Annotated in this window: 24 protein-coding genes; 12 read left to right on the plus strand and 12 right to left on the minus strand. The window is 66.2% G+C overall.

Going from position 1 to position 26,378, the window contains the following annotated elements; translation table 11 throughout:
• Nucleotides 1-34 precede the first annotated feature (34 nt).
• The 10 genes from P9A17_RS32270 (at nt 35) to P9A17_RS32315 (ending at nt 10,819) form a co-directional block, all read left to right on the plus strand.
• Nucleotides 35-913 (plus strand): nitrilase-related carbon-nitrogen hydrolase, encoded by an 879-nt coding sequence (locus P9A17_RS32270; protein WP_278042885.1) that lies wholly within the window; start codon nt 35-37, stop codon nt 911-913.
• Entirely contained in the window at nt 910-1,776 is an 867-nt protein-coding gene (locus tag P9A17_RS32275; RefSeq protein ID WP_278042886.1) for an FAD binding domain-containing protein, read from the plus strand. The genes P9A17_RS32270 and P9A17_RS32275 overlap by 4 nt, the downstream gene beginning before the upstream one ends.
• Nucleotides 1,773-4,220, plus strand: a complete 2,448-nt coding sequence (locus P9A17_RS32280; protein WP_278042887.1) for a xanthine dehydrogenase family protein molybdopterin-binding subunit — start codon at nt 1,773-1,775, stop codon at nt 4,218-4,220. The genes P9A17_RS32275 and P9A17_RS32280 overlap by 4 nt, the downstream gene beginning before the upstream one ends.
• A complete protein-coding gene (locus tag P9A17_RS32285) occupies nt 4,217-4,729 on the plus strand; it encodes a (2Fe-2S)-binding protein (RefSeq protein ID WP_278042888.1) in 513 nt (170 codons plus the stop codon). The genes P9A17_RS32280 and P9A17_RS32285 overlap by 4 nt, the downstream gene beginning before the upstream one ends.
• Nucleotides 4,726-7,089 carry a xanthine dehydrogenase family protein molybdopterin-binding subunit gene (locus P9A17_RS32290; RefSeq protein ID WP_278042889.1) on the plus strand — a complete coding sequence of 788 codons (2,364 nt, stop codon included), beginning with the start codon at nt 4,726-4,728 and terminating at the stop codon, nt 7,087-7,089. Before P9A17_RS32285 ends, P9A17_RS32290 begins: the two co-directional genes overlap by 4 nt.
• Nucleotides 7,090-7,134: 45 nt before the next feature.
• Nucleotides 7,135-7,962, plus strand: coding sequence for a cyclase family protein (locus tag P9A17_RS32295; protein WP_278042890.1), 828 nt, complete (start codon nt 7,135-7,137; stop codon nt 7,960-7,962).
• Between the two features lie 42 nt (nt 7,963-8,004).
• On the plus strand, nt 8,005-8,718 hold the full coding sequence (locus P9A17_RS32300) for an SRPBCC family protein (RefSeq protein ID WP_278042891.1): 714 nt from the start codon (nt 8,005-8,007) through the stop codon (nt 8,716-8,718).
• Nucleotides 8,715-9,290 (plus strand): carboxymuconolactone decarboxylase family protein, encoded by a 576-nt coding sequence (locus P9A17_RS32305; RefSeq protein WP_278042892.1) that lies wholly within the window; start codon nt 8,715-8,717, stop codon nt 9,288-9,290. The genes P9A17_RS32300 and P9A17_RS32305 overlap by 4 nt, the downstream gene beginning before the upstream one ends.
• 107 nt (nt 9,291-9,397) lie before the next feature.
• A complete protein-coding gene (locus P9A17_RS32310) occupies nt 9,398-10,288 on the plus strand; it encodes a PDR/VanB family oxidoreductase (RefSeq protein WP_278042926.1) in 891 nt (296 codons plus the stop codon).
• A gap of 15 nt (nt 10,289-10,303) precedes the next feature.
• Nucleotides 10,304-10,819 carry a nitroreductase family protein gene (locus P9A17_RS32315; protein ID WP_278042893.1) on the plus strand — a complete coding sequence of 172 codons (516 nt, stop codon included), beginning with the start codon at nt 10,304-10,306 and terminating at the stop codon, nt 10,817-10,819.
• A gap of 15 nt (nt 10,820-10,834) precedes the next feature.
• On the opposite strand, the gene P9A17_RS32320 is transcribed toward P9A17_RS32315, so the two are convergent.
• From P9A17_RS32320 to P9A17_RS32340, 5 genes are all read right to left on the minus strand, one after another.
• Entirely contained in the window at nt 10,835-12,940 is a 2,106-nt protein-coding gene (locus P9A17_RS32320) for an acyltransferase family protein (RefSeq protein ID WP_278042894.1), read from the minus strand.
• A gap of 171 nt (nt 12,941-13,111) precedes the next feature.
• A complete protein-coding gene (locus P9A17_RS32325; RefSeq protein ID WP_278042895.1) occupies nt 13,112-14,191 on the minus strand; it encodes an ATP-binding cassette domain-containing protein in 1,080 nt (359 codons plus the stop codon).
• Nucleotides 14,188-15,000 carry an ABC transporter permease gene (locus P9A17_RS32330; RefSeq protein WP_278042896.1) on the minus strand — a complete coding sequence of 271 codons (813 nt, stop codon included), beginning with the start codon at nt 14,998-15,000 and terminating at the stop codon, nt 14,188-14,190. Before P9A17_RS32330 ends, P9A17_RS32325 begins: the two co-directional genes overlap by 4 nt.
• Entirely contained in the window at nt 14,997-15,806 is an 810-nt protein-coding gene (gene modA, locus P9A17_RS32335) for a molybdate ABC transporter substrate-binding protein (protein WP_278042927.1), read from the minus strand. The genes P9A17_RS32330 and modA overlap by 4 nt, the downstream gene beginning before the upstream one ends.
• Complete coding sequence (locus tag P9A17_RS32340) at nt 15,800-16,204, minus strand: helix-turn-helix transcriptional regulator (protein WP_278042897.1); 405 nt, start codon at nt 16,202-16,204, stop codon at nt 15,800-15,802. The genes modA and P9A17_RS32340 overlap by 7 nt, the downstream gene beginning before the upstream one ends.
• A 207-nt stretch (nt 16,205-16,411) precedes the next feature.
• Here P9A17_RS32340 and P9A17_RS32345 point away from each other — a divergent pair, with 207 nt between their 5' ends.
• Nucleotides 16,412-17,866, plus strand: coding sequence for an aldehyde dehydrogenase family protein (locus P9A17_RS32345; protein WP_278042898.1), 1,455 nt, complete (start codon nt 16,412-16,414; stop codon nt 17,864-17,866).
• A gap of 277 nt (nt 17,867-18,143) precedes the next feature.
• Complete coding sequence (locus tag P9A17_RS32350) at nt 18,144-18,527, plus strand: STAS domain-containing protein (protein WP_278042899.1); 384 nt, start codon at nt 18,144-18,146, stop codon at nt 18,525-18,527.
• 97 nt (nt 18,528-18,624) lie between these two features.
• On the opposite strand, the gene P9A17_RS32355 is transcribed toward P9A17_RS32350, so the two are convergent.
• The 7 genes from P9A17_RS32355 to P9A17_RS32385 form a co-directional block, all read right to left on the minus strand.
• A complete protein-coding gene (locus P9A17_RS32355) occupies nt 18,625-20,142 on the minus strand; it encodes an HNH endonuclease signature motif containing protein (RefSeq protein WP_278042900.1) in 1,518 nt (505 codons plus the stop codon).
• Between the two features lie 91 nt (nt 20,143-20,233).
• Entirely contained in the window at nt 20,234-20,377 is a 144-nt protein-coding gene (locus P9A17_RS32360) for a hypothetical protein (protein WP_278042901.1), read from the minus strand.
• 342 nt (nt 20,378-20,719) lie between these two features.
• Complete coding sequence (locus P9A17_RS32365; protein ID WP_278042903.1) at nt 20,720-21,991, minus strand: DUF4032 domain-containing protein; 1,272 nt, start codon at nt 21,989-21,991, stop codon at nt 20,720-20,722.
• Nucleotides 21,992-22,001: 10 nt separating this feature from the next.
• Nucleotides 22,002-23,201, minus strand: coding sequence for a sn-glycerol-3-phosphate ABC transporter ATP-binding protein UgpC (gene ugpC, locus P9A17_RS32370; protein ID WP_278042904.1), 1,200 nt, complete (start codon nt 23,199-23,201; stop codon nt 22,002-22,004).
• 4 nt (nt 23,202-23,205) lie between these two features.
• Nucleotides 23,206-24,033 (minus strand): carbohydrate ABC transporter permease, encoded by an 828-nt coding sequence (locus P9A17_RS32375; RefSeq protein WP_278042905.1) that lies wholly within the window; start codon nt 24,031-24,033, stop codon nt 23,206-23,208.
• A complete protein-coding gene (locus P9A17_RS32380; RefSeq protein ID WP_278042906.1) occupies nt 24,030-24,962 on the minus strand; it encodes a sugar ABC transporter permease in 933 nt (310 codons plus the stop codon). Before P9A17_RS32380 ends, P9A17_RS32375 begins: the two co-directional genes overlap by 4 nt.
• A complete protein-coding gene (locus P9A17_RS32385; protein WP_278042907.1) occupies nt 24,959-26,269 on the minus strand; it encodes an extracellular solute-binding protein in 1,311 nt (436 codons plus the stop codon). The genes P9A17_RS32380 and P9A17_RS32385 overlap by 4 nt, the downstream gene beginning before the upstream one ends.
• Between the last annotated feature and the right edge of the window lie 109 nt (nt 26,270-26,378).

Below are 26,378 nucleotides of genomic sequence, written 5' to 3' on the forward strand. Positions count from 1 at the left end.
TGACTTCGACTGTATTGAATGTTACGCTCGCTATGTGACGGATGAACGGACGCCTGCCAGCGCGATCGTCACGATTGCGCTGGAGCAGATCGATGTCGCAGTCGGTGCCGTCGCCGACAACCGCGCGACCGCGCTGAGCAGGTCCAGGGATGCATTCACCGCAGGTGCCGGCCTCGTCGTCCTGCCGGAACTCGCCATCAGCGGATACGTGGTGGACGCCGACCTCGCCCGCGAAGTCGCCGAACCCCTCGACGGGCCGACGGCCGCCGAATTCATCGGTCTGGCACGGGAATTCGATTCACTTGTGGCGTATGGGTTCTGCGAGCGCGACGGCGAGAACCTGTTCAACACCGTTGTCGTCGTCGACGGAACCGGGCCCGTCCTGCACTATCGCAAGCTGCACCTGTTCGATCTGGAGAAGAACGTCTACACCCCGGGTGATCTCGGCCTTCCCATCGCCGACACCGTTTTCGGGCGCATCGGTGTCTGCATCTGCTACGACCTGAGGTTCGTCGAGGTGTTGCGGGCGATGTCGCTGCGGGGCGCCGAGCTGGTCCTGGCGCCCGCGGCGTGGGTGGGCGGATTCGATCGCACCGTGCCGGTGGCCGGAGGCACCCGCCACGTGGATTCTGTTCTCGCCCAAGCCAATCTCGACCAGGTGGCCGTTGTCGCGGTATCCCAGGTGGCCGGCGCGGCCCGTGGCGGTCCCGCAACGCTGGGCGGTTCGGTGGCGTGTGACGCGTACGGCGAACTGCTGGCCGGCCCGCTGTCACGCACGGCCGCCGACGCGGCGATGGTCGATGTGGACCTCGACGCGATCCGGGCGGCCCGTATCCGCGGCGAGCGGATCCGTCCACGCGAAGACCGACGTACCGACGTGTACGCCCTGACCTACGGAGGGGATGCCTGGTGAAGCCCCGGTCCTTTACCTACCACGCGCCCACGAGCCTCGACGAGGCGCTGGGCATCCTGGCCGCCGACCCGGACGACAGCAAGGTCCTCGCGGGTGGTCAGAGCCTGGTGCCGATGATGAACTTCCGGCTGGCCAGTCCCGCGCAGCTCGTCGATATCAACCGGATCCCCGGACTGGCCGGGATCGACGCGGCGGGGGACCGCGTCGTCATCTCTACCCGCACGAGACACATTCAGGTGCAGAACAATTCGCTGTCCGGGCCGCTGGGTTCGCTGCTACGCCGGGCCGCGGCCTACGTCGGGCACCTCCCCATCCGGACCCGCGGAACGTTCGGCGGCTCGATCGCGCACTGCGATGCCGCGTCAGAATGGTGCCTGGTCGCCTCACTGCTCGACGCCGAGATGACGGCGGTGAGTCAGGCACGCGGCGAACGGACCATCGCGGCGGCCGACTTCTTCCAGTCGATCTTCACGACCGCGCTGGAGCCCGACGAGATGCTCCTGAAGGTCTCGCTGCCTGCACTGGACGACACCTGGCATGCCGGTATCGCCGAGTTCGCCCGTCGGGCAGGGGATTTCGGGATCGTTACAGCGACTGCCGCCGTCAGCATCGTCGACGATACGGTTCGCGAAGCGCGGGTCAGCATCGGTGGTGTCAGCGAGGTGCCGTTCCGCAGTGTGGCGGCCGAGCGGACCCTGATGGGCCAGCAGTTGACCGACGATGTGCTGTCGGCAGCGGCCGAGGCTGCAGCCGTCGAGGTCGATCCGCCGAGTGACACACACGGTGACTCGGAGTACCGGCGCGATCTGGTGCGCGCGCTGCTGCCCCGCGCGCTCGGTAGGGCCACGTTGGTCGGGGCATGATGTCGGCCGCACCGACAGAACCGACGACCTGGACCGGGAGGGCGTTACCCCGGCTCGAAGACCCCGCCATCGTGCGGGGATGGGGCAACTACGTCGCCGACATCGCCTCCCGCAACACGGCGTGCGCGCACGTACGCTTCGTCCGCAGCACGGTCGCGTCCGGCCGCATCGTCTCCGTCACGGCGCCACCCGGAGTCACCGTGTTCACCGCCGCCGACCTGGCAGGCGTGCACCCGATCAGGGCGGCGCTGCACCGGCCGGATTTCGTCGAGATCGGCACCCCGATCCTCGCGACTGATGTGGTGCGATTCGTCGGGGACCCCATCGCGTTCGTCGTCGCCGAGACCGAGGCCGCCGCCGAGGACGCCGCGGAACTCGTCGACGTCGAGATCGAACCGCTGCCCGCGGTGCTCTCGGCAGTCGCGGCGCTCGCCGACGGCTCGCCGCTGGTCCACGACTCTGTTCCCGCCGATCATCAGAACGCGCCCAACACGATGGTCGACGGCCGCATCACGACCCCGGGAGCCGGTGACGCTTTCTCCGCGGCGCACGCTGTCGTGTCGGTGCGGGTCAGCTCCGGACGGCAGAGCGCGATGCCGCTGGAGGCCAGGGCCGCGCATGCCGCCTATGACCGGACCAGCGGCCGCACCACGCTGCACGCCACCCTGCAGATGCCGCACGTCACCCGCACCGGCATCGCCGACTGCATCGGGATGGCCGAGGACGATCTGCGCGTCGTGGCGCCCGATGTCGGCGGTGGCTTCGGCGCCAAGATGACCCTGGCCCGTGAAGATGTCGCCCTGGTGTGGGCGTCGCGGCACCTGCGCCGCGACCTCGCCTGGATCGAGACCAGGGAAGAGAACTTCATGGCCTCGTGGCACAGCCGCGAACAGGTCTACGACATCGAGGGCGCGTTCACCGCGGAGGGCGAATTGCTCGCCCTACGTGGCGATTTGATCTGCGACGTCGGTGCCTACTGCTGCTACCCGGTGACGTGGGCGGTCGAACCGCTGATGGCGCTGGCCGAACTGCCCGGCCCGTACAAAGTGTCCGAATACGACGTCCGGTCGCGCGCCGTCGTCACCAACAAGTGCCCGATCGCCCCGTACCGCGGGGTGTCCCGCCCGATGCAGGTGCTGGCGATGGAACGGCTCATGGACCGCGCTGCAGCGCAGCTGGGTCTGGACAAGGTCGCGATCCGGGACACGAACCTCATCTCGGAGTTTCCCCACCGCGCTCCGACAGGCCTGGTGCTCGACCTCGCATCGCACCGCGAAACACTGGCTGCAGCAGCGAAACTCGCCGACCTCGACGAGTTCGCGGTGCGTCAGGCCGCCGCGCTCAGGCAGGGCCGCTACCTCGGCATCGGCTTCTCCTGCTTCGCCGAACGCACCGGCTACGGCACCCCGGCCTTTGCGGCCCGCTCACGCCCGTTCGCGCTCGACGCGACCAAGGCGGCGCCGGTCATCACCCCCGGCTTCGAGCGCGTCATCCTCACGATGGACCCGTCGGGCGGCCTGACGCTGCGGATCGGCGCCTCGCCGCACGGCCAGGGCCTCAAGACGACGCTGGCCCAGGTGGTCTGTGACGAACTGGGAATGCGGCCCGACCAGGTTCGGGTGATCGCCAGCGATACCGACGCCACCCCGTACGGGTGGGGCAGTTACGCCAGCCGCGCGATGGTCATCGCCGGCGGTGCGTCGCTGATCGCCGCCAAGGACCTGGCAGAGCGGATCCGCGGCCTGGCCGCCGACCGCCTCGGTGGCCTGCCTGACGACATCGTTCTCGAAGGCGGCGAGGCCCGGCTCAGCGGTCGGGACGACGCCGTCGACCTGGCCGTAATAGCGCGTGACACATACCATTCCAGCCATCTGATCCCCGACAAGGGTGAGCCTGTCCTGGAGAGTGTCGGCACCTACGACCCGTCGGGGACGTTCGCCAACGCGTGCCACGTCGCCGAGGTCGAGGTCGACGCCCTCACCGGGCAGGTCGAGATCACCCGGTTCCTTGTCGCCGAGGACGCGGGCAGGCTGATCAACCCGGCCATCGTGGACGGGCAGATCCACGGCGGGGTCGTCCAGGGAATCGCCAACGCACTGTTCGAGGAACTGATCTACGACGACCGCGGGGTTCTCGTGACGACGTCGTTGATGGACTTCCTGCCGCCGACCGTCGCCGAGGTTCCCGACATCGAGATCGCGCACATCTACACGCTGTCACCGACGTCGCTGACCGGCGCCAAGGGTGTCGGCGAGGGCGGCACCATCGGAGCGCCCGCAGCGATCGCCAACGCGATCAGCGATGCTCTGAGCCCCCTCGGCGTCGGGGTGTTCCATCTGCCCGCGACGCCACACCGGATCAGATCGGCCATCCGTGAGCGTCGCGACGTCGCGCCCGCACCCCACCCCTCCGATGTTGCCGATGTTCAGGAGAGCACGCCATGACCTCACTTCGCCTCTACGTCAACGGCGATCGCTACGACATCGACGTCGAACCGCGGCGCACGCTGGCCGATGCGCTGCGCGACGACTGTGGCCTGACCGGAACACATCTGGGTTGTGAGCACGGAGTGTGTGGCGCCTGCACCGTACTGATGGACGGTCAGCCCATCCGCGCCTGCCTGATGTTCGCGGTGCAGGCCGAGGGCGCGTCGATCCGAACCGTCGAAGGTCTGGCCCCCGACGACACCACGCTGCATCCGGTGCAGCAGGCCTTCTGGGACAACCACGGATTGCAGTGCGGCTTCTGCACCCCCGGATTCCTGACCTTGATCGCCGGCTACCTCGAAGAGCATCCCGACGCCGAAGAGGAGGAGCTGCGGGACATGCTGTCGTCGAACCTGTGCCGCTGCACCGGTTATCAGAACATCCTGAAGTCGACGCTGTGCGCCCAGCGCGTCATGCGCGGCGACGAACCCGTTCCCGGATCGACCCCGGCAGAGACCACGACATGATCGGAGCCCGCGCCAAGCGCATCGAGGACCCGGTACTGCTCCGCGGGGCAGGACGTTTCGCCGCGGACACGATCCACGCCGGTGAACTGCACATGCGGGTGGTCCGTTCGCCGATCGCCTACGGGCGCGTGGTCTCGGTCGACGTGTCCGAGGCGCTGCTGCTCGACGGCGTGGTGGCCGCATGGTCCTACGACGACATCGCGACGTTGCCCGCCATCGCCTTCCGGCTCACACCCCGCGACGAGCTGTTGCCGTACCGCCAACCCGTCCTCGCCCGAAGGTTCGTGCGCTACGTGGGCGAGCCCGTCGCGGTCGTCTTCGCCACGTCGGCCTACCTCGCCGAGGATGCCGCCGAACTCGTCGAGATCGACATCGAACCTCTCGCGGCCCGTATCGACGCCGATCTCGAACCCATCACCTGGGTCGACGGCGAGCAGGCCACGTGGGCCGCGGGCACCGGGGCCGAGCTTCCGGAACAGGACTCCGAGGCAACGTGTTTCGTCGAGGAATACGGTGACGTCGAAACCGCGTTCACGGATTCTGCAGATCTGATCGCGGCGGGTACGCACCGGATCTTCGAGATGGACGCCCGCATCGGACGCCACACCGGAGTGCCGATGGAATGCCGCGGACTGGTGGCCCGGTTCGACGAGACCGAGCAACTGCTCGTCGTCGACGGTGCCGCCAAGGTTCCGTTCTGGAACCGTGAAGCGATCGCCGCGATCGCAGGTCTGCCCCCGCATCAGGTGCTGGTCCGCGAAACCCACGTCGGTGGTGGTTTCGGGCCGAGAGGCGAGCTGTATCCCGAGGACGTCCTCGTGACGATCGCGGCGATGCGGCTGCGCCGCCCTGTGAAGTGGATCGAGGATCGCCAGGAGCACCTGGTCGCCACCAATCACTCTCGGGGGCAACATCATCGGCTGCGTGCGCTGGTGCGGATCTCCGACGGCTGGATCGAGGCGCTCGACGCCGACTTCATCCTCGATCAGGGCGCCTACGTCCGCACGCACGGTGCGACCGTCGCGTCGCTGACTGCGTCGATGCTGCCCGGCCCCTATGTGATTCCGCACTTCCGCGCCACGGCGCACGTGCGTCTGACCAACAAGACCCCGGCCGGGACGTATCGGTCGCCGGGACGTTACGAAGGGACCTTCGCGCGGGAACGCCTGGTCGACAAGATCGCCAGGGAACTTCGTCTCGATCCGGCGGAACTGCGGCGCACCAACTTCATCCCGGTCGCGAAAATGCCCTACGAGCGGCCCATCCAGGCGATGGGAACGCATCTGGTCCACGACTCCGGCGACTACCAGCTGCTGCTGGACAAGGTTGCGGATCAGTACGATTTCGCAGGCATCCGTACCGAGGTCGAGAAGCGGCGTGCCGCAGGGGAGCTGGTCGGCTTCGGCTTCGGCTTCTTCGTCGAGAAGAGCGGCATCGGACCGTTCGAGGGGGCGCGCGTCTCTGTTGACGGCACCGGAAAGGTGACGATCAGCTGTGGTGCATCGTCTGTCGGGCAGGGTGTGGACACCGTGCTGGCGCAAGTCGTCGCCGAGCGTCTCCAGATTCCGCACGATGCGATCCGGGTGGTGCGTGGGCGGACGGACCAATTCGAGTACGGGCGTGGAGCCTTTGCGACCCGGCTGGCCGTGATGGCCGGCTCGGCGGCAAAGTACGCCGCTGATGCACTGGCGGAGAAGGCTATTCGGGTGGGTGCGCACCACTTCAAGGTCAGCACCGAGGAGGTGGCCATCCGCGACGGTGCGGTGGCCATCGTCGCGGACCCGTCTCGCACGCTGACGCTGGGGGAGGTCGCGCGACTGCTGGAACCCGTCGGCGCCGGTGAGATGAAAGAGGATCCGGGGCTGTCGGCCGACGGGTGGTTCCGTTCCGATCACATGACCTACCCGTACGGTCTGCACGCCGCGCTGGTGTCGATCGACCGGGGGACCGGGAACCTGGCGATCGAGCGGTTCATCGTCGGCTACGACGTGGGCCGGGCGTTGAACCCGACACTCGTCGAGGGCCAGATCGCCGGAGGCGTGGCACAGGGCATCGGCGGAGCGGTGTACGAGGAGTTCCTGTACGGCGAGGACGGCACCCCGCAGTGCACGACGTTCATGGACTACCTCATCCCTACGGTGCTCGAGGTGCCCGACGTCGAGACTCTCGTCACCGAGGACGCGCCGAGTCCCATCAATCCGCTGGGTGTCAAAGGGGCAGGCGAAGGCGGGACGACGGCGGTTGCCGCTGCTGTGGCGTCCGCGGTCGATGACGCCCTGCGCATCCCGGATTCGATTGTGTCGGTGCCGATTCGGCCGGATCTGATTCGCCGTCTGGTCAAATCGATTTCAGTGACATAGAATCTAATTCAATACTGTTGAGTTAGTTGGAGCGGAGAAGAACCCATGCGCATCGTCGATCTGACCCACCCGTGGGGCCTCCACACTCCGGGCTGGGTGGGTTACCCGGGCAACAAGATGTACTACACCCAGAACCTCCAGACGAACCAGATCGTCTCCCAGCGCATCGAGGCCTCGCTGCACTCCGGCACCCATCTCGACGGTCCGATGCACGGCACCGACGGCGGCCTCGACATGGCGTCGCTCCCGCTGGACTATCTGATCCACCCCGGCGCGATCGTCGACGTCTCCGACGTCGTCACCGACTGGGAGCTCATCGAGCCGGAGCACATCACCTCCAAGGTCGAGGTCAAAAAGGGTGACATCCTGATCATCCACACCGGCTTCATCGACTACTACCAGGGCATGCCGAAGCAGGATCTGGTGCGCTACTTCACGATGCACCCGGGCGGCAGCGTGCGGCTGGCCCGCTGGATGGCCGAGATGGAAATCCGTTGGTGGGGAATCGATGCCGGCTCCGGCGACCACCCGATGAACACCACGATTCGCAACATGCGCCCCGATCTGCTGAAGAAGTTCGAAGAACATGTGGGAATGACCTACACCGAGTTCTTCGGCGGCGAATACGAATACACCCACCACCTGTCGGGCCGTGAGATCAAGTCCGACATCTTCCCGATGCACCACCTGGCATTCCAGGACGGCTGCATCCATGCCGAGAACGTCGGCGGCGACCTGAAGACCGTGCTGAACCAGCGCGCCATCATCGGCGCGTTCCCGTGGAAGATCGAGGGCGGCGAAGCGTGCCCGTGCCGCATCATGGCGTTCTTCGACTGCGGTGAGGACGAGGTCATCGAAGGATTCGCGGGCTGACACCCACCAGCGCACGTCGTAGGAGATGAGGGAGCCCCGACAATGGCCATGCAGCTGAAGAACCAGTTCGAGATCGATGCGGATCTGGACCAGACCTGGAATCTGCTCACCGATCTCGAACGGATCATGCCCTGCATGCCAGGGGCGGCCCTCGACGGCATCGAGGGCGACAACTACCTCGGCAACGTCAAGATCAAGGTGGGCCCGATCGGCGCCCACTTCCGGGGCACCGCCCGGTTCGCGCAGAAGGACGATGCAACATACAGCGCGGTCATCACGGCCGCCGGCAAGGACCCGAAGGGACAGGCCGCAGCCAACGCGCAGATCCATGCCCGGCTCGAGCCCGTCACCCAGACGCGCACCCGCGTGCTGATCGACACCGACCTCGACATCAGCGGACGGATGGCGCAGTTCGGCCGCGGGGCGATCGCCGATGTGAGCAACCGGTTGATCGGCCAGTTCGTCAACAACATCTCAGGTCTCCTGACACAGCCCACGGGCGGCGTGGGTGGAGCGGCGCCGACTGCGACCAGCGGCGCCGCTCCCGCCGCGCCTGCTTTCGCGCCGGCGCCGGCCGCCGAGGCCAGCATGAACCCGCTGGAGTTCGTGCTGCCCATGATCAAAGACCGATACGGCCAGGCACTGATCGGCGGAGCTCTCGGATTCGCGTTGAGCTGGCTGGTGTTCGGCCGCCGTGTCGAACGCAAGCCGCGCTACACCTACATCCCTTACCCGTATCCCCAAGGCCCCCAGTGACGCCCAGGATCGAGTCGCTGCGGTCCGGTGATCTCACCGAGTCGCAGCGTGTCGTCTACGACGGCATCACCGGTGGCGACCGACTCAAAGGCACCCAACACTTTCCGGTGGTCGCCGATGACGGTTCATTGACCGGGCCGTTCGGAATCATGCTGCACGCCCCCGGAATCGGCGACGTGCTGCAGCAACTCGGAGCCGCGATCCGCTACCGCACGGGCCTCACGCCGCGGGTCCGGGAGATCGGGATCCTGCTCGTCGGCGCGGCACTGAAGTCGGACTACGAATGGTGGGCACACTCGCGTGTCGCCCGAGCCATGGGTTTCAGCGACGATGAGCTGGATCAGTTGTCGCGTGGGTCGTTCGATGCGTCCGACCCGATCGAGCAGGCCGCCGCCGATCTGTGCGTGACACTGCTGGGAGACGGTGCAGTTTCGGATGCCGACTACGCGCGGTACGCCGACACCCTCGGGATCGAGTCGATCATCGAACTGACGACGCTCGTAGGGTACTACCGCACGCTGGCACAACTGATGACGGTGTTCAACACCGGAATCCCCGAGACACCCGCGTGACGGGCCACCTCGAAACCGTGTCACACGGTTCGACTTCGGTGACACTGTCCGGCGGTGAGTTCGAGGTCGACGTACGGGTGGCCGACAAGGTCGCGGCCTCTGACGGCGTGGCGGCTCTGACGTTGACCAGGGCCGACGGGAAGCCGTTCCCGCGCTGGACACCGGGCTCCCACGTCGATCTGATCCTCGGTGACGTGCCGACGCGGCAGTACTCGCTGTGCGGGGACCCCTCCGACCACGACACATGGCGGCTGGGCGTCCTGCGGGACCCCGAAGGACGTGGCAGCTCACTGTTCGTCCACGACACGCTGCGGGCCGGGGACGTCATCCGGATCCGCGGACCCCGCAACAACTTTCCGCTCGTCGATGCTCCGCACTACCTGTTCATCGCCGGCGGCATCGGAGTCACCCCGATTCTGCCGATGATCGCCGCCGCGCACGCTGCGGGCGCGAACTGGAACCTGGTGTACGGCGGACGCCGTCGCGCATCGATGGCTTTCGTTGACGAGCTCGCCGGATACGGCGACCGCGTCTCGCTGCACCCGCATGACGAGACCGGAATGCTGGACCTGGACTCGCTGCTCGGCTCGCCGCGGCCGGACACGTTGGTGTACTGCTGCGGACCCGAGCCGTTGCTCACCGCCGTCGAGCAGCGGTGTGCGGCATGGCCATCGGGATCCCTGCACGTGGAACGCTTCAATGCCAAACCGCTCACCGAGCCCGCCCGCTCGGACTCGTTCGACGTGGTGCTCACCGCCAGCCAGCTGACGTTGACGATTCCGCCCGACCGCTCGATCCTCGACGTCGTCGAAGAGGCCGGCGTCGACCCGCTGTACTCGTGCGGCGAGGGGACGTGCGGCAGTTGCGAGACCCCGGTGCTCGAAGGCGAGCCCGACCATCGGGATTCGGTCCTCAGCGCGGAGCAGCGGCAGGCGAACGACTGCATGATGATCTGCGTGTCGCGGTCACGCACACCGCGACTCGTGCTCGACCTCTAGACGATTGGAGTAATTGTGGAGACGTGGGACGCGATGCGGTCCAGGAAGAACATCCGGACCTACAAACCGGAGCCCATTGCCGAAGCGGAGATGCAGCGCATCCTCGAGGCCGGCTGGCGGGCGCCATCAGCCAGGAATCGGCAGCCGTGGGACTTCGTCGTCGTCACTGATCCTGGCCAGCTGCAAGAACTTTCGACGGTGTGGGCCGGTGCCAAGCACATCGCTGCGGCGCCCGCGGCCATCGTGATCGTCGCTCCGGTGCCCGAAGACGATCAGCGCGCGCTGGTCGACCGGTACGACCTCGGTCAGGCGACGATGGCGATCGCCATCGCGGCGGCTGATCTGGGGATCGGTACCGCGCACTCCTCGGTCGGCGACCAGGACAAGGCCCGAGCGATCCTCGGCGTCCCCGAGGACCATTTCGTCGCCTTCATGCTCGGCGTCGGCTATCCGGAGGACGGACCGCTCAAGCCGATAACAAAACTGGACCGCAGGCCCTTCGACGAGGTCGTCCACCACGGCCGTTGGTGACGCGCACCCGCGCGATCACCACCAGCCCGTCGCGGCCGCGATCTGGCGTCCGAGTTCGTCGGCCAGCGTGCGCATGTAAGTGGCCGACAGGTGGTGCGAGTCGTGGTAGACGAGGATATTGCCTTCCATGACACGGCAATCGGTCCTACCACAAACGGCGTCGGTGAGGTCGAGGGGACGCAGCGTCGGATAGTGGGCGACGAGGTCCAGCGTCGGGTTGGTGTCGGACAGCGCCCATGAACGTTCGACGCCGCAGCTGACTGCGGTGCCGCCACGCGACAGGCAGTCGGCCGGATCGGTCAGCCACCCGTCGTGGACCAGCCACGGGGTGTCCCGCATCCCGAGTACGCTGATTCCGTTGCTGGACAGCGTGTCCCAGACTCCGAGGTAGCTTTCGGGAACCATGTCGCCGGGGGCGTCGTGGTTCGGCCGCGTCGTCGTCGTGAACACGTAATCAGGGCGGTCGGCAACCAGCTTGGCCATTGCCTCCTGGTTCCATTCATGGCACTGCGGATACGGATTGTCGGACAGTGCGATCGTCGGCACCTGCTCCGTGGTCAGCGGACATCCCATCTTGAGGTAGGTGACCACGCGGAACCCGTGCGCCTTGCCCACGATGTCGAGGGCGGTGATCCAGTGCTCGGCGTGCGAACCGCCCGCCAAGGCGATGGTGCGCACTGCGTTCGGGTCGCCGTAGACGCAATTAATCAGCTCCGCGGTGACGAAGTCGCTGATGCACCCGTCCTTCGTGGTTGCCGGGATGTCGTCGCGAGCCTCGAGCACCGACGGTCGCATCGGGAGTTCGGGGACCCGGACGCTGTTGGTCAGAGCGCGCGCACCGGGATAGTCGCGGACAGGCAGGAGAAGGAGTTCATGGCCCTTGGCGCGCTGCAGCAGGACATGTTCGCGCCAGCTGAAGGACGTCACCGTCAGCGCCACCGCCAGCAGCGCCACCGCTGTCCCGAGAGCGAAGGTCGGCCGGCGCACATGACCCCAGACCTGCATGGCCCGGCGAGGTGATGCGGTGCCCGCCGGGGCACGGCGGAGCGGGTTCTCGACCAGGCGGTAGGTGGCATACGCCAGCACCATCGAGACGGCGAGCACACCGAGGCCGTCGAGGAGGCCCACCCGCGGTCGGCCGGTGTGCACCAGCCAGAAGATCAGCAGCGGCCAATGCCAGAGATACAGGCCGTAGGCGAGCGCGCCGAGCATCACCAGCGGGCGCGTCCCCAGCAGCCGCAACGGCGCAGCGACCGCGGCGGGCCGACCGGCGCCGGCCGCGATGACGAGAAGCGTTGCGCCGACCGGCACCAGCGCCCACGGACCGGGAAACAGCTGGGCACCGTCGATCAGCGCACCGCAGGTCAGGATTGCCACGACCCCGATCGCCGCGACGGCCGAGCGCAACCACATCGGCATGCGAAGGCGTGCGAACAGCAACGCCGCGATGACGCCCGCGAGGAGTTCCCAGGCACGGGCGAAGCTGTCGTAGTACGCCGCTGCCTGGTCGTGTCCGTGGGCGACGATCGCATACCAGAACGACGCGACGGTCAGCGCGCCGATCACCACGCCGAGCACGACCTTCAGCCGGGGACCCAGGATCGGGCGCAGCGCGGCCGCCAGCACCGTGACGACGAGCAGCAGTGCGATGTAGAACTGGCCCTGGACCGACATCGACCACAGGTGCTGCAGCGGGCTGACCGCTTCCCCGGCGCGGGTGTAATCGGAGGCGGCACCCGACAGGTACCAGTTCTGGTGATACCCGAGGCTGGCCAGGCTCTGATCCGCGAACGACTCCCACCGAGTCTCGGGCTGCAGCGTGACGGTCAACAGCGCCGCGGCTCCGAGAACGACGACCATGGCGGGAAGCAGGCGCCGGACGAGCCGGCGCACCAGCGGCAGGGGAGACAGGGAGGCGCCGGGAGTCAGCGCGCGGTTGAGCACCATCGCGCCGAAGAAATAGCCGGACAGCACGAGGAAGACGTCGACGCCGCCCGACACCCGACCGAACCAGATATGGAACGCCGCGACCAGGGCGATCGCCAGACCACGAAGGCCATCAAGATCGTTGCGGCGTGCGCTGTCGGCTGATTTCTCCGATCCGCTCAACCCGACCGACAACGCTCACCGCCTCACTGACCACCACTTCTTCCGCCAGCAATTTACCCAAACCAGCATCCTGAGGACGAATTGACGATCTTGCGCCGAGAGTGCGTGCAGAGCGCCCCTACGGGCATATTCACGATCTGAGCGCACTCTCGGGCGTGAGACGACGACCGGCCGTAGCGGCGACTAGGACGTTAGCGCCGGATGCAGCTCGACCTCCTGGGCTTTGACGACGAAGTGCACTGGGCGTCCGGGCTCGAGGTTGAGGTCTGCGACGGCCGCCGCGGTGATGTCGGCCGCCAGGCCGGTCCCACCGTCGGGCTGATCGACGCCGCGAACCCGCACGGCGGCGCCGTGCACGTCCACCTCGCCGAGGGTCACCGCGATAACGTTGCGCGGACTGCCATGTGGCGCCTCGAGATGAACGGCCACTGCCCGTGGCTGGAACAACGCAACGGCCGCTGTTCCCACCGCAAGCTCGCCCGTACCGTAAACCTCGGTGCCCCAGTCAGTTCGGAGCACGCCGGGCGCGGTCACCGTGCCGGGGATGAGGTTGATGCCCGCGATACGAGCTGCGAAAGCGCTACGGGGCGCCGTCAGCACCGCACGGGCCGGTCCGCTTTCGACCACCCGGCCGCTTTCGATGACGATCACCTTGTCGGCGATGGACAGCGCGTCGAGCAGGTCGTGGGTGACGATGATCGCCGTCCGCCCTTGTTCGCGCAGGATGTCGCGCAGCAACCGCCTCAGCGCCGGCGCGGCGGTGACGTCGAGCGCGGCCATCGGCTCGTCGAGCAGCAGCACCCGCGGCTCGGCCGCCAGCGCGCGGGCGACGGCGACCCGCTGTGCCTGCCCGCCCGAGAGCTGCGCGGGTTTGCGGTCGGCGAGGTGCGCGGCATCGACAGCTTCCAGCCACCGCTGCGCGGTGGCGCGAGATTGACTGCGGGACTGCCCTTTGCACCGAGGTGCATACGCGACATTGGCGGCGACGGCCAGATGGGGGAACAGCATGGCCTGCTGGCTCAGCATCGCCACCCCGCGAGCATGAGCCGGCACGAATGTTCCGGTGGCGGTGTCGGTCACGACGCTGCCACCCAGTTCGACGCGGCCCTCGTCGGGGCGCAGCAGGCCCGCGATCAGCAGCAGCAGGGTGGACTTGCCGACGCCGTTGGGGCCGAGAACGGCCAGCACCTCGCCGTCGTCGACAGTGACGTCGAAGTCGACCGCGCGTTCGTCGAGACGCGCCTGAACGCGCACGCCGCTCACAGCGGTCCTGACAGGCGCCGGCCGGCCGATGCGACGACGATCAGTGCGGCGACGACGATGAGCAACAACGACAGCGCGACCGCGGCATCGGCGTCGGTTTCTCGTTGCAGATAGATCTCCAGCGGCAGCGTCCGGGTGACACCCTGTAGCGAGCCGGCGAACGTCAGCGTCGCGCCGAACTCACCGAGCGATCGCGCGAAGGCCAGCACCGCGCCCGAGATCAGACCGGGCAGCACCAGTGGCAGGGTCACGGTTCGCAGCACCGTGGTCGGTTTGGCGCCGAGCGTCGCGGCGACGTGCTCGTACCCCGCACCCGCCGACCGCAGGGCGCCTTCGAGGCTGACGACTAGGAAGGGAAGCGACACAAAGGATTGCGCCAGCACCACCGCGGCGGTGGAGAACGCGATGCGGATCCCCGCGACCTCGAGGTGGTGCCCCAGAAGTCCCTGCCTGCCGAATGTGTACAGCAGCGCGATTCCGCCGACAACCGGCGGAAGTACCAGCGGGAGAAGGACGAGCGCGCGCAACACCGATTGGCCGGGGAAGCGTCCCCGAGCCAGCACCAGTGCCATCGGCACCCCGAGCGCCACGCACACCGCGGTGCTGGCCGCCGCCGTCTTCAGGCTCAGAAGCAGTGCGGCACGCGAGGATTCCGACGTGATGAGAGGGATGAAGTGGGGCCAGTCGATCCGCAGCAGGATCGCGATCAGGGGTGTGATGACGAACAATGCGCCGAGCGCGGCAGGCAGGTAGATCCAGACCGGAAGTCCGACCTGGACCCGCCCGCCGCGTCCACGCGAAGCCGTCACGGTGTGGCGAAGCCCGCCGCCGACAGCACCTCCTGGCCGCGAGGACCGGTCACGAGTTCGATGAACTTCTCGGCGGCCGCAGGATTGCCTGCCTCGTTGAGCGCGGCGATCGGATAGGTGTTGACCGCATCGGCGGATTCGGGGAAGGGGATCGCGGTGACTTTGTCACCTGCGCCGGAGGCATCGGTGACGTACACGAGTCCGGCGTCGGCCTGACCCGAGGTGATCTTGCCCAGTACGTCGGTGACGGCGGACTCCTCGCTCACCGGGGTCAACGCCACACCCGTTGCCTTCTCCACCTTTTCGGTGGCCGAGCCGCACGGAACCTGGGGTGCGCAGACGACCAGCGCGACGTCGGGTTTGGCCAGATCGGCGAAAGACGCTATGCCCTTGGGGTTTCCGGGCGGAGTGACGATGGTCAGGGTGTTGGTGGCGAAGTCGACCGGCTCGCCCGACACCAGCCCGCCGTCGACGGCCTTCGTCATGTTGTTGGTGTCGGCGGAGGCGAACACATCGGCAGGCGCACCCTGGGAGAGCTGTGCGACGAGATCGGAGGACCCCGCGAAGTTGAACGTCACCGTCGTTCCGGGATTGTCCTTCTCGAACTGGGCGCCGATCTCGGTGAACGTCGATTTCAGCGACGCGGCGGCGAACACCGTCACGTCCCCGGTGATCGCCTCAGAGGTCGCCGAGGCCGCGGCGCTACTCGACGTTGCGCCCGAATCTGTCTGGGACGATGAGCAACCCGCAACCAGCGCTGCGATACTCAGGGCTGCGGCAGCGTAGGCCGACACCTTTTTCACGATGTTCCTCCTGGGGTTTCGATGATGACGGTTGTCGCCTTGACCACCGCGACTGCGACGACGCCCGGCTCGAGGCCCAGTTGACGGGCCGATTCGGTGCTCATCAGCGAGACGACGGTGAACGGGCCGCACTGCATCTGGACTTCGCTCATCACCTTGTCGGCGGTTACCTTCGTGACGAGGCCGACGAGCCGGTTGCGGGCCGAACTGCCGCCGCCGAGTGGATCGGGCGGAGGTGTCGCATGGTTGCGGGCGTACTCGGCGAGCGCCTTGCCGTCGATCACTTTGCGGCCGGACTCGTCTTTGGAGGCGGGGAGGCTGCCACTGTCGATCCAGCGCCGAACGGTGTCGTCGCTGACGCCGAGCAGGATTGCGGCGTCCCTGATCCGGATGGCGGGCACGCGCGACTCCTTCGAATGACGTATCCGCATATGCGGATGCATGGCTCTAATCAAACCACGTTCAGTGCAGGACGTGGCGAATGGATCCGTATAAGCGGGGACTGCGGCAGAAGATGACCTGCCCTTGACCCTGCGGCGTTCGCGATGCTAAGCAAGTGCTCAGCATTCCGTTGCAGGGTGCGCCTGTGCCGAGAAAGGGTCAAGGACATGACAGTGCAGTCGGTATTGGACGATCTCCAGAAGCGGCCCGGGACGGGCGAGGTGATCGCGGTCATCAACCCCGTGACCGAAGAGAAGATCACCGAGTTCACCGACTGCGGCGAAGCGGCGGTCGACGAGGCTGTCGCCCGGGCCAAAGCTGCGTTCGAAGCAGGAGTGTGGTCCGAACTGCCCGGGCGGGACCGCGCCAAGATCATGTGGAAGATCGCCGATCTGATCGATGAACACGCCGACGAGATCGCTCAGCTCGACTCGTTGAACACCGGAATGCCGCTGCTGCACGCCCAACTCGGCCTGCCCAACTGTGCGGAGTTCTTCCGCTACTACGCCGGCTGGTGTTCGAAGATCAGCGGCAGTGCCTTCGACGTGAAGACGGCGGGCATCGCCTCGGACAACTGGGTCGACATGCACACGTACACGCTCAAGGAGCCGTACAGCGTTGTCGGGCTGATCTTCCCGTGGAACGGCCCGATCTTCAACGCCTGCGCCAAGCTCGCTCCCGCGCTCGCGGCCGGCTGCTCCATGGTGGTCAAACCCGCTGAGGAGACACCGCTCTCGGCAGTCCTGTTGACCCGGTTGATCCACAAGGCCGGCGTCCCGGAGGGGGTTGTCAACCTGCTCACCGGCTACGGACACACCGCAGGTGCGGCCATCACCGCCCATCCCGACGTCGAGAAGGTCGCTTTCACGGGTTCGACCGAGATCGGCAAAGAGATCGTGCGCGCATCGGCAGGCAATCTGAAGAAGGTCATGCTCGAACTCGGCGGCAAATCGCCGGTGCTGATCTTCGACGACGCGGACGTGGACAACGCGATCTTCCGCGCCGCGCTGGGCATCTTCGTGCACTCCGGTCAGGGCTGCGTGTGCGGTTCACGCGTCTTCGTGCAGCGCGGCGTGTACGACAAGGTGGTCGACGGTCTGGCCAATCTCGCCAACAACCTGCCACTCGGCGGACCCAATGAGGAGAACATCTTCAGCGGGCCCCTGATCAGCGCCAAGCAACTCACCCGCGTCCTAGGGTTCATCGACGAGGGGAAGTCCGACGGTGTCGAGGTGGTCGCGGGCGGGCATCGACTCGACCGCAAGGGCTACTTCGTGCACCCCACGGTTCTGACCAACGTCACCCGCGACATGCGGCTGTATCAACAGGAGATCTTCGGGCCAGTCGTCGCGGTCCTGCCGTTCGACGACGAGGACGAAGCCGTTGCGATGGCCAACGACACCACCTACGGGTTGGCGGCCAGCGCCTACACCGAGACCCTCAGCCGTGCCCATCGGATGGCCAAGCGGCTGCAGGCCGGCACCGTAACGATCAACTGCCAGTTGGTCTTCGACCATGCAGTGCCCTTCGGCGGCTACAAGCAGTCGGGCTGGGGACACGAGTTCGGTCAGGAAGGGCTCGAGGGCTATCTCAAGACGAAATCCGTCTGGGCCCAACTGTGAAAGTCAGTCCGGGAACACGGGTTCGGTCGTCGCGCGCTTTCGGCGTTCGTGTTCCACCTGAATCCGAAGGCACCCTGCGAGCGCCAGCGTGCTGACTGTGACAGTCAACGCCGTGACCATGACCTACCCCACTGCCGGTTTGACGGCGTAATTCTGTGTCGTGATTTGTCGTGCCACACGGGTTACCGGTCATGTCGTCTCTGAAACCGTGCGGCCGCAGAGTGTGCTGAGATGATGGCAGAGAAGTGCGATTCCTGACCGGTAGTGAGGCACGAAGATGGCTGACGAGATCGACAAATCCGCGTTCCCGCCCGCGCGCAGCGAGGTGACGGTGCACAAGGACCTCGTCGACGGTGTCGTCGTGCTCGCGTTGTTCGATGTGGTGGACGCCGCTACGGCGCCCGAGGTCAGTTCGGCCGTCGACGAGGCGCTGGCGAATTCGCCTTCTGCGCTCGTCATCGACCTCACCGGGGTGACCTTTCTGGCCTCGGTCGGCATGTCCATCCTGATCAAGGCGAAAGAGGACGCCGGCAAGGACATCGGCTTCGCGGTGGTCGCCGAAGGCAACGCGACCCGGCGGCCGCTGACGCTCGTCGGTCTCGATTCAGAGATGACGTTGTGTCTGACCCGCGACGAGGCGCTGCGCGCGGTCGCTCGCTAAGCGGAAGTCGCCACAGCAGAGCGAGCCGATTGCCGCACAGAGCAAGCTCTTTCGTGGTTTATGCGCAGCGGCGCCCACGGGCACAAAATCAGCGGCGTCACGCCACTTGTCCGTCGGGTGGTGCGGGGCCGCCTGGTTCGCCGGGGTCGTCACTGGCGGATAGGCCCTCAGTTTCGGGGTCGTTGTCGGGGTGTGCGTCTGCGTCGGTGTCCTTCACCACCGCCGAATCAGGCTCGGGTTCAGTGTCTTCGGGGCGTAGGAGCCGTTCGGGTACATGGTAGTTGTTGATCCGGTTCTGTCCGGTGTCCAAGGGTTCGGGTGGGATCCATTCGACCTCATGTTGGTCGTTCATGGTGGTGGTCCAGCCGCCGTCGGTGACGCTGCGGTTGTCGGCGCCGCAGGCCAAACCGAGTTCGTCGACGTTGGTGTTCCCGCCTTTGATCCAGTCGGTCACCACATGATGGGCTTGGGAGCCGTAGGCGCCGATCGTGCAGCCAGGTTTGGTGCAGCCCCCGTCGCGCGCGATCAGCATGATCCGCTGCGCCGGCGACGCCACCCGTCGGGCCCGGAACAACTCCAGGGCGGAGCCGGTGGCTTTGTCGAACACGGCGAGCTGACAGTTCGAGTGGCCGGCCATGCGCACTACTTCGGCGATCGGCAGCTTCGTGCCACCCCCGGTGACCCCGACCCCGGCGCGGGATTCCAGATCCTGCAGCGTGGTTCGGATGATGACGGTGACCGGCAGCCCGTTGAGTTGGCCGAGCCCGCCACTCATCAGGGCGATCCGCAGGACCGCGGTCAAGGCGTCGTGCTGGCGCTGGAACAGGGTGCGGTGATCGTTGTCGATCTGTTCTTGTGTCGGTGTGCCCGAGGTACACGGTTCGGGATCGTCGGGGTTACACATCCCGGGGGCGGCGTACTTGGCGAACAGCACTTCTACCATTGCTCGCAGTTCCGGGGTCAACGTCGCGGTCAGATCCGTCGTGCCGTCAGGCTTCTGCGTGCCCATCGTGACGCCTCGCCGACGGCCACGCTCGGTGTCGTCGGGTGCAGGGCCGTCCTGATCGAGCAGGAACAGCATCAACTCCGCGGACTCTTTGACCTCTTTGGGTCCGTTGCCGACCGCAGCCCGCACGAGTGTGACTTCGAACTGCTCCCGGGTGACCGTGTCGACGAAACCCGGCAACTTGGCCACCGCTTTGCGGATCACGGTGACGTGTTCAGCGTTGATCAACCCTTGGGCCGCGGCGACCGCGGTCGCATGCAGCACCGGCGGCAGGGCGGGCCCGGTGATCGGTTGGCGCGGCGCCAACACCGACGCCTCAGATAGGCGGCGGTGGGCCTCGGAGGTGGAGATGCGCCATCGCACCGACAGCACCTCTTTCCACGTTTTGGCGCCCATCTGCTGCGGGGTCGACTCCACCTGCAGCCGCGCCAGCAGTCGGTGACTCACCGACGGCAACTGGCAGCCGAGAACCTCGAGTTCATCGAGGGCAGAGACCAGTTCGTGCCGAGTCAACAGATCGACTTCGCAAGCCGCCACGTCGGCGTATGCAGAGTGCAGCGCGGCAACTTTGGCCTGCAGCTCCCCGGTCGACATTCTTCGAACATACATTCGACCACCGACAAGTTTCGCTAGCCGGAGCTGTGATGTATCAGGACATCGGTGACGGTTCTGCATCAGGAGATCGGTGACAGTTGATGAGTCAGGACTTCGGTGACGGATTGGGGCGTGGGCCGCGGGGTCGGCCGTTGCCGACGTATCTGACACCGGGTGCGGGTCGGGTGCGTTCTGCGAGGACTTCGCCGTCGAGGTCGGTGATGATGACCTTGTCGACGTCAGTGATCATTAGCACCTGCTGGAAGGCGCGCTGTGCGTCGACTCTGTATGTCACTGAGTCCAATCCGATGTTGCCGATGCCGCACACCGTTCGCAGGCACGTGTTCGCCGGCAGATTTGCAGTTGGTTGTAGGCACGGGAACTGGTATCGGTTGGGCATTGGTCTGTCATAGACCGACCGTTCGAGTTTGGGCCGTGGTGGCTCGGCCTTGGGGGTCGCTTCCCAGGCTGTATCGATGGGTTCATTGACAGACACTCCCGCAGCCTTGGCGCAGAAGTGTCACAACCAAGACCACCCGAAGTGTCACCGATGTCCTGAGAGATGACACGCACGGCGAAGGGATACTGCCCGCTAGGTTTCGTCGTCGTCATCCGACAGCACGGAGAACGGTTCTGTCGGGACCTCGACGACTGCGAGCTGAGCTGCCGATTCCGACGGTACTACGTTGCGCGACAACGCCTGTAGCGCCCTGTCGGTGCCGATGTCGTGACCGGCACGCTCCGACAAGAGCCACCGCACCTCGAGGAGATCGCAATACGCCTGGATTGGCGTTCCAGCACGTCCCACCGCGGCGTGGGCCCGGTGCATCGTGGGGGTGGCGACCTCCATCACCCACAGTTGCGCCGCGGTCCGGTCGTCGACGTCATGGCCTGCCTCGCAGCACAACTGGCCCTGATACGCATGGAGATCGCCCAGCAGAATCCGGGCCTGCCCCTCACCGACGTCGAGGCCGGTGAGCCTGCGCAACTGCGTCGCGTGGTAGCGGCGGTCGCCGACGGCCACGTGCAGCCGGAGGTCGTCGGCGCCCGCGCTGACGGGTTGCAGCGACACCTCGTCGACTGCGAAACCCAATTCGTTGAGCCTGCGAATCGTGCCCTCGACCCGGTACCGGTCGGCGAACCCGAAGGTCGGCCTTGCGTGCAGGAGGTCCCACAGCCCCTCATACCGGTCCCGGATTCCAATGGCCTCTTCGATGAAACCTGGCTCCAGCTCCGGTCTTTCGAGCTTGGCGGCCAGATCCAGCAGCCCGGCGGCGACGTTTTCGACGGTGATGTCGATGTCGTGGGTGCGTTGCCCATCCGACAGTGCGGGGTGGACCTCACTGGTCTCGGCGTCGACCAGAAACGCCTGCAGGACTTGACCGTCGCGGGAGAACAGCGTGTTCGCCAACGAGCAGTCGCCCCAGAACACGCCGTGCCGGTGCAACTCCACCAGCAGCGTCGCCATCGCGTCGAAGAGCCGCGCGCGATGCTTGGGCGCGTCCGGCGGCAAGCGCATGAACAGTCGCCGGTACTGCCACGATCCCACCAAATAGCGCGTCAGCAGGATGGCGGTGTCGAAGTCGGGCTGAAAAACCAGTCCGGCGGGCCGGACCGCGTTGAGAGCCATCTCCTCGAGCCGGCTCAGGGCGTCGTACTCGCGCGCGGCGATGCGGGGCGGCAACTCCTTGAGAGCCCATAGATCGCCGTCGGACTCGACGAACTTCACCAGGTGCCGACTCGGCCCCACGGCGATGTCGCGCAGCGCGACTTCGGGCGTCGACCACTCGGCGAGCGGCCGATCCCACGGCAGCGCCAGCAATCCCGGGCACGGGGCCCGCAGCCGCAATTCGGGAGCGGCCATCGGCTGTCAGCTAGCCGGCGGCAGCCGCGTGCCGCCCCTGCGATTCGGTTGCACGAGTCAGGTTGTCGCCGGACTGCGGATCGAACAGATGCAGACGCTCAGCATCGAGCCACAGCGTGGCCTTGTCGCCCGAACTGACCCGGCTGAGCGGATCGAGCTCCACACAGATCTGCGTCCGCAGCTGCTCACTGTCGAGGTCGTTGGCCAGATCGGCGAGATGGCCGGTGATCTCGGCGGGGGCCTCGAACGGGACAAAGGCATACTGCTCGTTACCCAGCCACTCCGTGACATCGATCTCGACATCGAAAGTGACACCGCGCGAACGCTTGTCGTTGTCCACGAACTCGGCGTCCTCAAAGGCGCCGGGCCGGATTCCGGCGATGTAAATCTTGCCGTCCTCGACCGACCCGCGCCACTCGTCGCGCAGCGGGATCGTCACGAACGGCAGCTCGATCTCGTTGCCGTTGACCCGAGCCGGAACGAAATTCATCGGGGGAGAGCCGATGAACCCCGCGACGAAGAGGTTGACGGGCTGATCGTAGAGCTCGCGCGGGCTCGCCACCTGTTGCAGCACACCCTTTTTCAGCACCGCGACGCGGTCGCCGAGAGTCATCGCCTCGGTCTGGTCATGGGTGACGTAGACCGTCGTGACACCGAGTTTGCGCTGCAGGCGCAGGATCTCGGTGCGCATCTGCCCGCGCAGCTTCGCATCGAGGTTGCTCAACGGCTCATCGAAGAGGAACGCGTCGGCCTCGCGCACGATCGCACGTCCCATCGCGACGCGCTGGCGCTGACCGCCGGACAGGTTGGCCGGCTTGCGGTCCAGGTGCTCACCGAGCTCGAGGGTCTTGGCGGCGTCGTTGACGCGCTTGCGGATCTCGTCGTCGGAGAGCTTGCCCGACAACCGAAGCGGGAAGGCGATATTCTCGAACACCGTCAGATGCGGGTAGAGCGCATAGTTCTGGAACACCATCGCGAGGTTGCGGTCGCGCGGAGCCTTGTCGTTGACGCGTGTGTCGCCGATGAGCATGTCGCCGGAGGTGATGTCCTCCAGGCCGACGATCATCCGCAGTAGCGTCGACTTCCCGCAACCGGACGGACCCACCAGGATCACGAACTCGCCGTCGGCGATATCGAGGCTGACGTCGTTGACGGCCGGATAACCGTCGCCGTACTTCTTGACGATGTTGCTCATGGTGATTGCTGCCATGGGGTTATCCCTTCACTGCTCCGGAGGTCAGGCCGGCGACGATGCGCCGCTGGAAGATGAGGACCAAGATCACGACGGGGATCGTCACGATCACCGACGCGGCCATGATGTAGGGGACAGGGGACTCGAAATAGGAGGCGCCCTGGAAGAACGCAAGCGCCGCGGGCACGGTGCGGGCGCTGTCGGTGGACGTCAGCGAGATCGCGAACAGTAAGTCGTTCCAGCAGAAGAAGAACGTCAGGATCGCGGTCGTGAACACACCGGGTGCGGCCAGTGGGACGATCACCTTGCGGAACGCCTGCCACTGGGTGGCACCGTCGACCTGCGCGGCATGCTCCATTTCCCAGGGGATCTGGCGGAAGAACGCCGACATCGTCCAGATCGACAGCGGCAGCGCGAAGGTCAGGTAGGGGATGATCAGGCCGATCCACGTGTCGTAGATCCCCAACCCCCGCCACATGTCGAACAACGGGCCCACCAGTGCGGCCTGCGGGAACATCGCGATGCCCAGCGCGAGCGACAGCAGGAGCTTCTTGCCCCGGAACTCCAGTCGCGCAATGGCATACGCCGCGAACATCGCGATCACCACCGAGATGACCGTGGCGATGATCGCGATGCCGATCGAATTGATCAGCGCCCGGGTGAACAGCGGGTTGCTGAAGATGACGCTGAAGTTGTCGAGCGTGAACGTGCTCGGCAGGAACGACGGCTTGCCCGAGACGATGTCGGACGGCGGTTTGAACGCCAGGCTGATCATCCACAGCATCGGCACGAAGCTGTAGATCACGATGACGATGCCGGCGATCGTCCACCACTTGCTGCCCTTGGTCACTGGTCACCCCTGACTTGCGAGAGGTCGGTTTTGAAGATCTTGATGAACACCCATGCGATGGCGACAACGGACAGGAACAGCAGCACCGAGACCGCCGACCCCATACCGAGATTCACCAGCGTCACGTTCTGTCGATAAGCCAGGAACGAGATCGTCTCGGTGTTGTTCGCACCCGCGGTCATCACATACGGGTTGTCGAAGATGCGCCAGGCGTCGAGTGTGCGGAACAGCAGGGCCACCATGATGGCGGCCTTCATGTTCGGAAGCGTGATCTTCCACAGCCGCTGCCACGCGGTGGCGCCGTCGACCTTCGCGGCTTCCTGCATGTCCTCGGGCACCTGCACGAGACCCGCCAACAGCAGCAGCGAGATGAACGGTGTGGTCTTCCAGATCTCGGACAGGCAGATGACGAAGATCGCCGACCACTGGTCGCCGAACCAGTCGAACTCGGACAGACCGAGCCACTGGTTGACGAACCCGGAGTCGGTCGCGAAGGCGTAGCGGAAGATGAACGCCGAGACGACGGTGACGATGCCGTAGGGGATCAGGATCGCCGTGCGCAGCGGGCCGCGGCCACGGATGATGCGCAACATCACGAACGCGAACCAGAACCCGAGAACCAACTCGATCGCGACCGTCACGACGGTGATCGCCAACGTGGTGAGAAAGTCGTTCCACCAGATCGGATCGCTGAGGACCACGAGGTAGTTACTCAGGCCGACGAAACTGCGACCTTCCGGATCGGTGAGCCGGAAGTTGTACAGCGACAACACCAATGCGTAGCCGAGCGGGTAGGCGGTCACGAGAAGCATCACCGCGTACGACGGCAGGGTCAGGTAGAGCCCGAGCCTGCGTTCGCCTTTGACGCGCTCGCTCACCGAAGGTTTGGCGGGATCCTTCTGGATAGGGGCTTCGTCAATTGCGGTCACAGCAGCCGCCTCCCCGCCAGCACGTCAGCCATGAATTGATCTGTCCTTTCCGGAGTTTCGGCGTTCACCGAAGCGGGCGGATGCCACGTCTGCTGGATCGCGCCCGAAATGTCGGTGTAGAAGGGCGTCGGCGGGCGGGGACCGCCGTCGGCGATGGACTCCCGGATCAGGTCGGCGTTCTCGTACGTCTCCCGGATCTCGGCGTTGTCATAGGACGCCGCATACGGCGACGGCTCGCTCTCGTCGAGCATGTACTGCGTGGCCTTCGGTTCGGCGTTGATGCACTCGACCAGTGCGACGGCGAGGTCGGGATGCTTGGTGTACGCGCCGATCCCGAGGTTGGCCCCCCCGAGCGGTGGAGCGCTGGGAAGGTCGGGTGACACCCGCGGGTACCGGGCCCAGCCGATGTCGTCGACCACTGCCTGTGCCAGGCTGCCCTCTTCGGCGGCGCTGCGGGCCGCCGCGAGCACATAGGGCCAGTTGACCATGAACATGCCCTGGTCGGATTGGAAGTTGGCGCGTGCCTGTTCCTCCGAGGCGTTCGACATGTCGGTGGGCGCGGCACTGGATCGGCCCAGGGTGCCCACGATCTCGGCGGCTTTCTCCCCGGGCGGGGTCGCCAGCGACGGCTTGGCGTTGCGGCCCGCCTCGACGTCCTCGAGCAGTGCGCCGCCACCGGAGAGCACCAGCGCATTGATCAACACGGTGTAACCCTCGTAGCGCTGCGCCTGCACCGCAATCTTCTTCTGTTGGGACTCAGCCGCTTTGAGCATCTCGTCCCACGTGAACGTCGGCGAGGCGGGGTCTACGCCGGCCGCTGCCGCAGCCGACTTGCGGTACCAGAGCAGTTGCGCGTTGGACTTGTAGGGTGCGCCGTAGAGCGTGTCCTCCCAGATCCCGGTCTCGATCGGAGCGGGCAGCATCCCGGCTGTCAGCCGGCTTCTTTCTTCGGCGGAGTACGGGCGCAGGAAGCCGGCATTGGCGAATTCGGCGGTGAAGACCACGTCCATGCTGACCAGGTCGATCGACGAGTCGCCGGCAGCGAGGCGGCGCACCATCTGTTCGCGCTGTGCGGTGGCAGTGCTGGGCAGGGATTCGATGCGAACCTGGTAGGCGCCGTTCGATGCCTCCGCGCACTGTTCGGCGCGTGCGACAGAGCCTCCGTTGTCGGGAAGGATGTACCAGGTCAACGTCGGCGGGCCACCCTCACTGCCGCAGGCGGACAACAATGATGCAGCGACCAGAGACGCACTGGCCAGCGCGATTGCGCGACGTCGTCGCCCGCGGGCGAACTGATTTCGTTTCATCACGTCCTCGTCTATGAAGTTTGACCTCGTCGAAGGAAGTTACTGTCTCCGATGAGGGCCACGTGCAGCACATTCGGTACGCCTGTGAGTGTGTCACACCTCACAGAGC

Source organism: Mycobacterium sp. 236(2023) (genome assembly GCF_029623955.1).
Taxonomy (GTDB): domain Bacteria; phylum Actinomycetota; class Actinomycetes; order Mycobacteriales; family Mycobacteriaceae; genus Mycobacterium.

Bases quoted from the DNA above. Each gene is read 5' to 3' on its own strand.
- P9A17_RS32285 (WP_278042888.1), top strand. From the start codon at position 4,217: ATGACCTCACTTCGCCTCTACGTCAACGGCGATCGCTACGACATCGAC.
- P9A17_RS32295 (WP_278042890.1), top strand. From the start codon at position 7,135: ATGCGCATCGTCGATCTGACCCACCCGTGGGGCCTCCACACTCCGGGC.
- P9A17_RS32360 (WP_278042901.1), bottom strand. From the start codon at position 20,377: ATGATCACTGACGTCGACAAGGTCATCATCACCGACCTCGACGGCGAA.
- P9A17_RS32280 (WP_278042887.1), top strand. From the start codon at position 1,773: ATGATGTCGGCCGCACCGACAGAACCGACGACCTGGACCGGGAGGGCG.
- P9A17_RS32300 (WP_278042891.1), top strand. From the start codon at position 8,005: ATGGCCATGCAGCTGAAGAACCAGTTCGAGATCGATGCGGATCTGGAC.
- P9A17_RS32385 (WP_278042907.1), bottom strand. From the start codon at position 26,269: ATGAAACGAAATCAGTTCGCCCGCGGGCGACGACGTCGCGCAATCGCG.
- P9A17_RS32365 (WP_278042903.1), bottom strand. From the start codon at position 21,991: ATGGCCGCTCCCGAATTGCGGCTGCGGGCCCCGTGCCCGGGATTGCTG.
- P9A17_RS32345 (WP_278042898.1), top strand. From the start codon at position 16,412: ATGACAGTGCAGTCGGTATTGGACGATCTCCAGAAGCGGCCCGGGACG.
- P9A17_RS32355 (WP_278042900.1), bottom strand. From the start codon at position 20,142: ATGTATGTTCGAAGAATGTCGACCGGGGAGCTGCAGGCCAAAGTTGCC.
- ugpC (WP_278042904.1), bottom strand. From the start codon at position 23,201: ATGGCAGCAATCACCATGAGCAACATCGTCAAGAAGTACGGCGACGGT.
- P9A17_RS32290 (WP_278042889.1), top strand. From the start codon at position 4,726: ATGATCGGAGCCCGCGCCAAGCGCATCGAGGACCCGGTACTGCTCCGC.
- P9A17_RS32350 (WP_278042899.1), top strand. From the start codon at position 18,144: ATGGCTGACGAGATCGACAAATCCGCGTTCCCGCCCGCGCGCAGCGAG.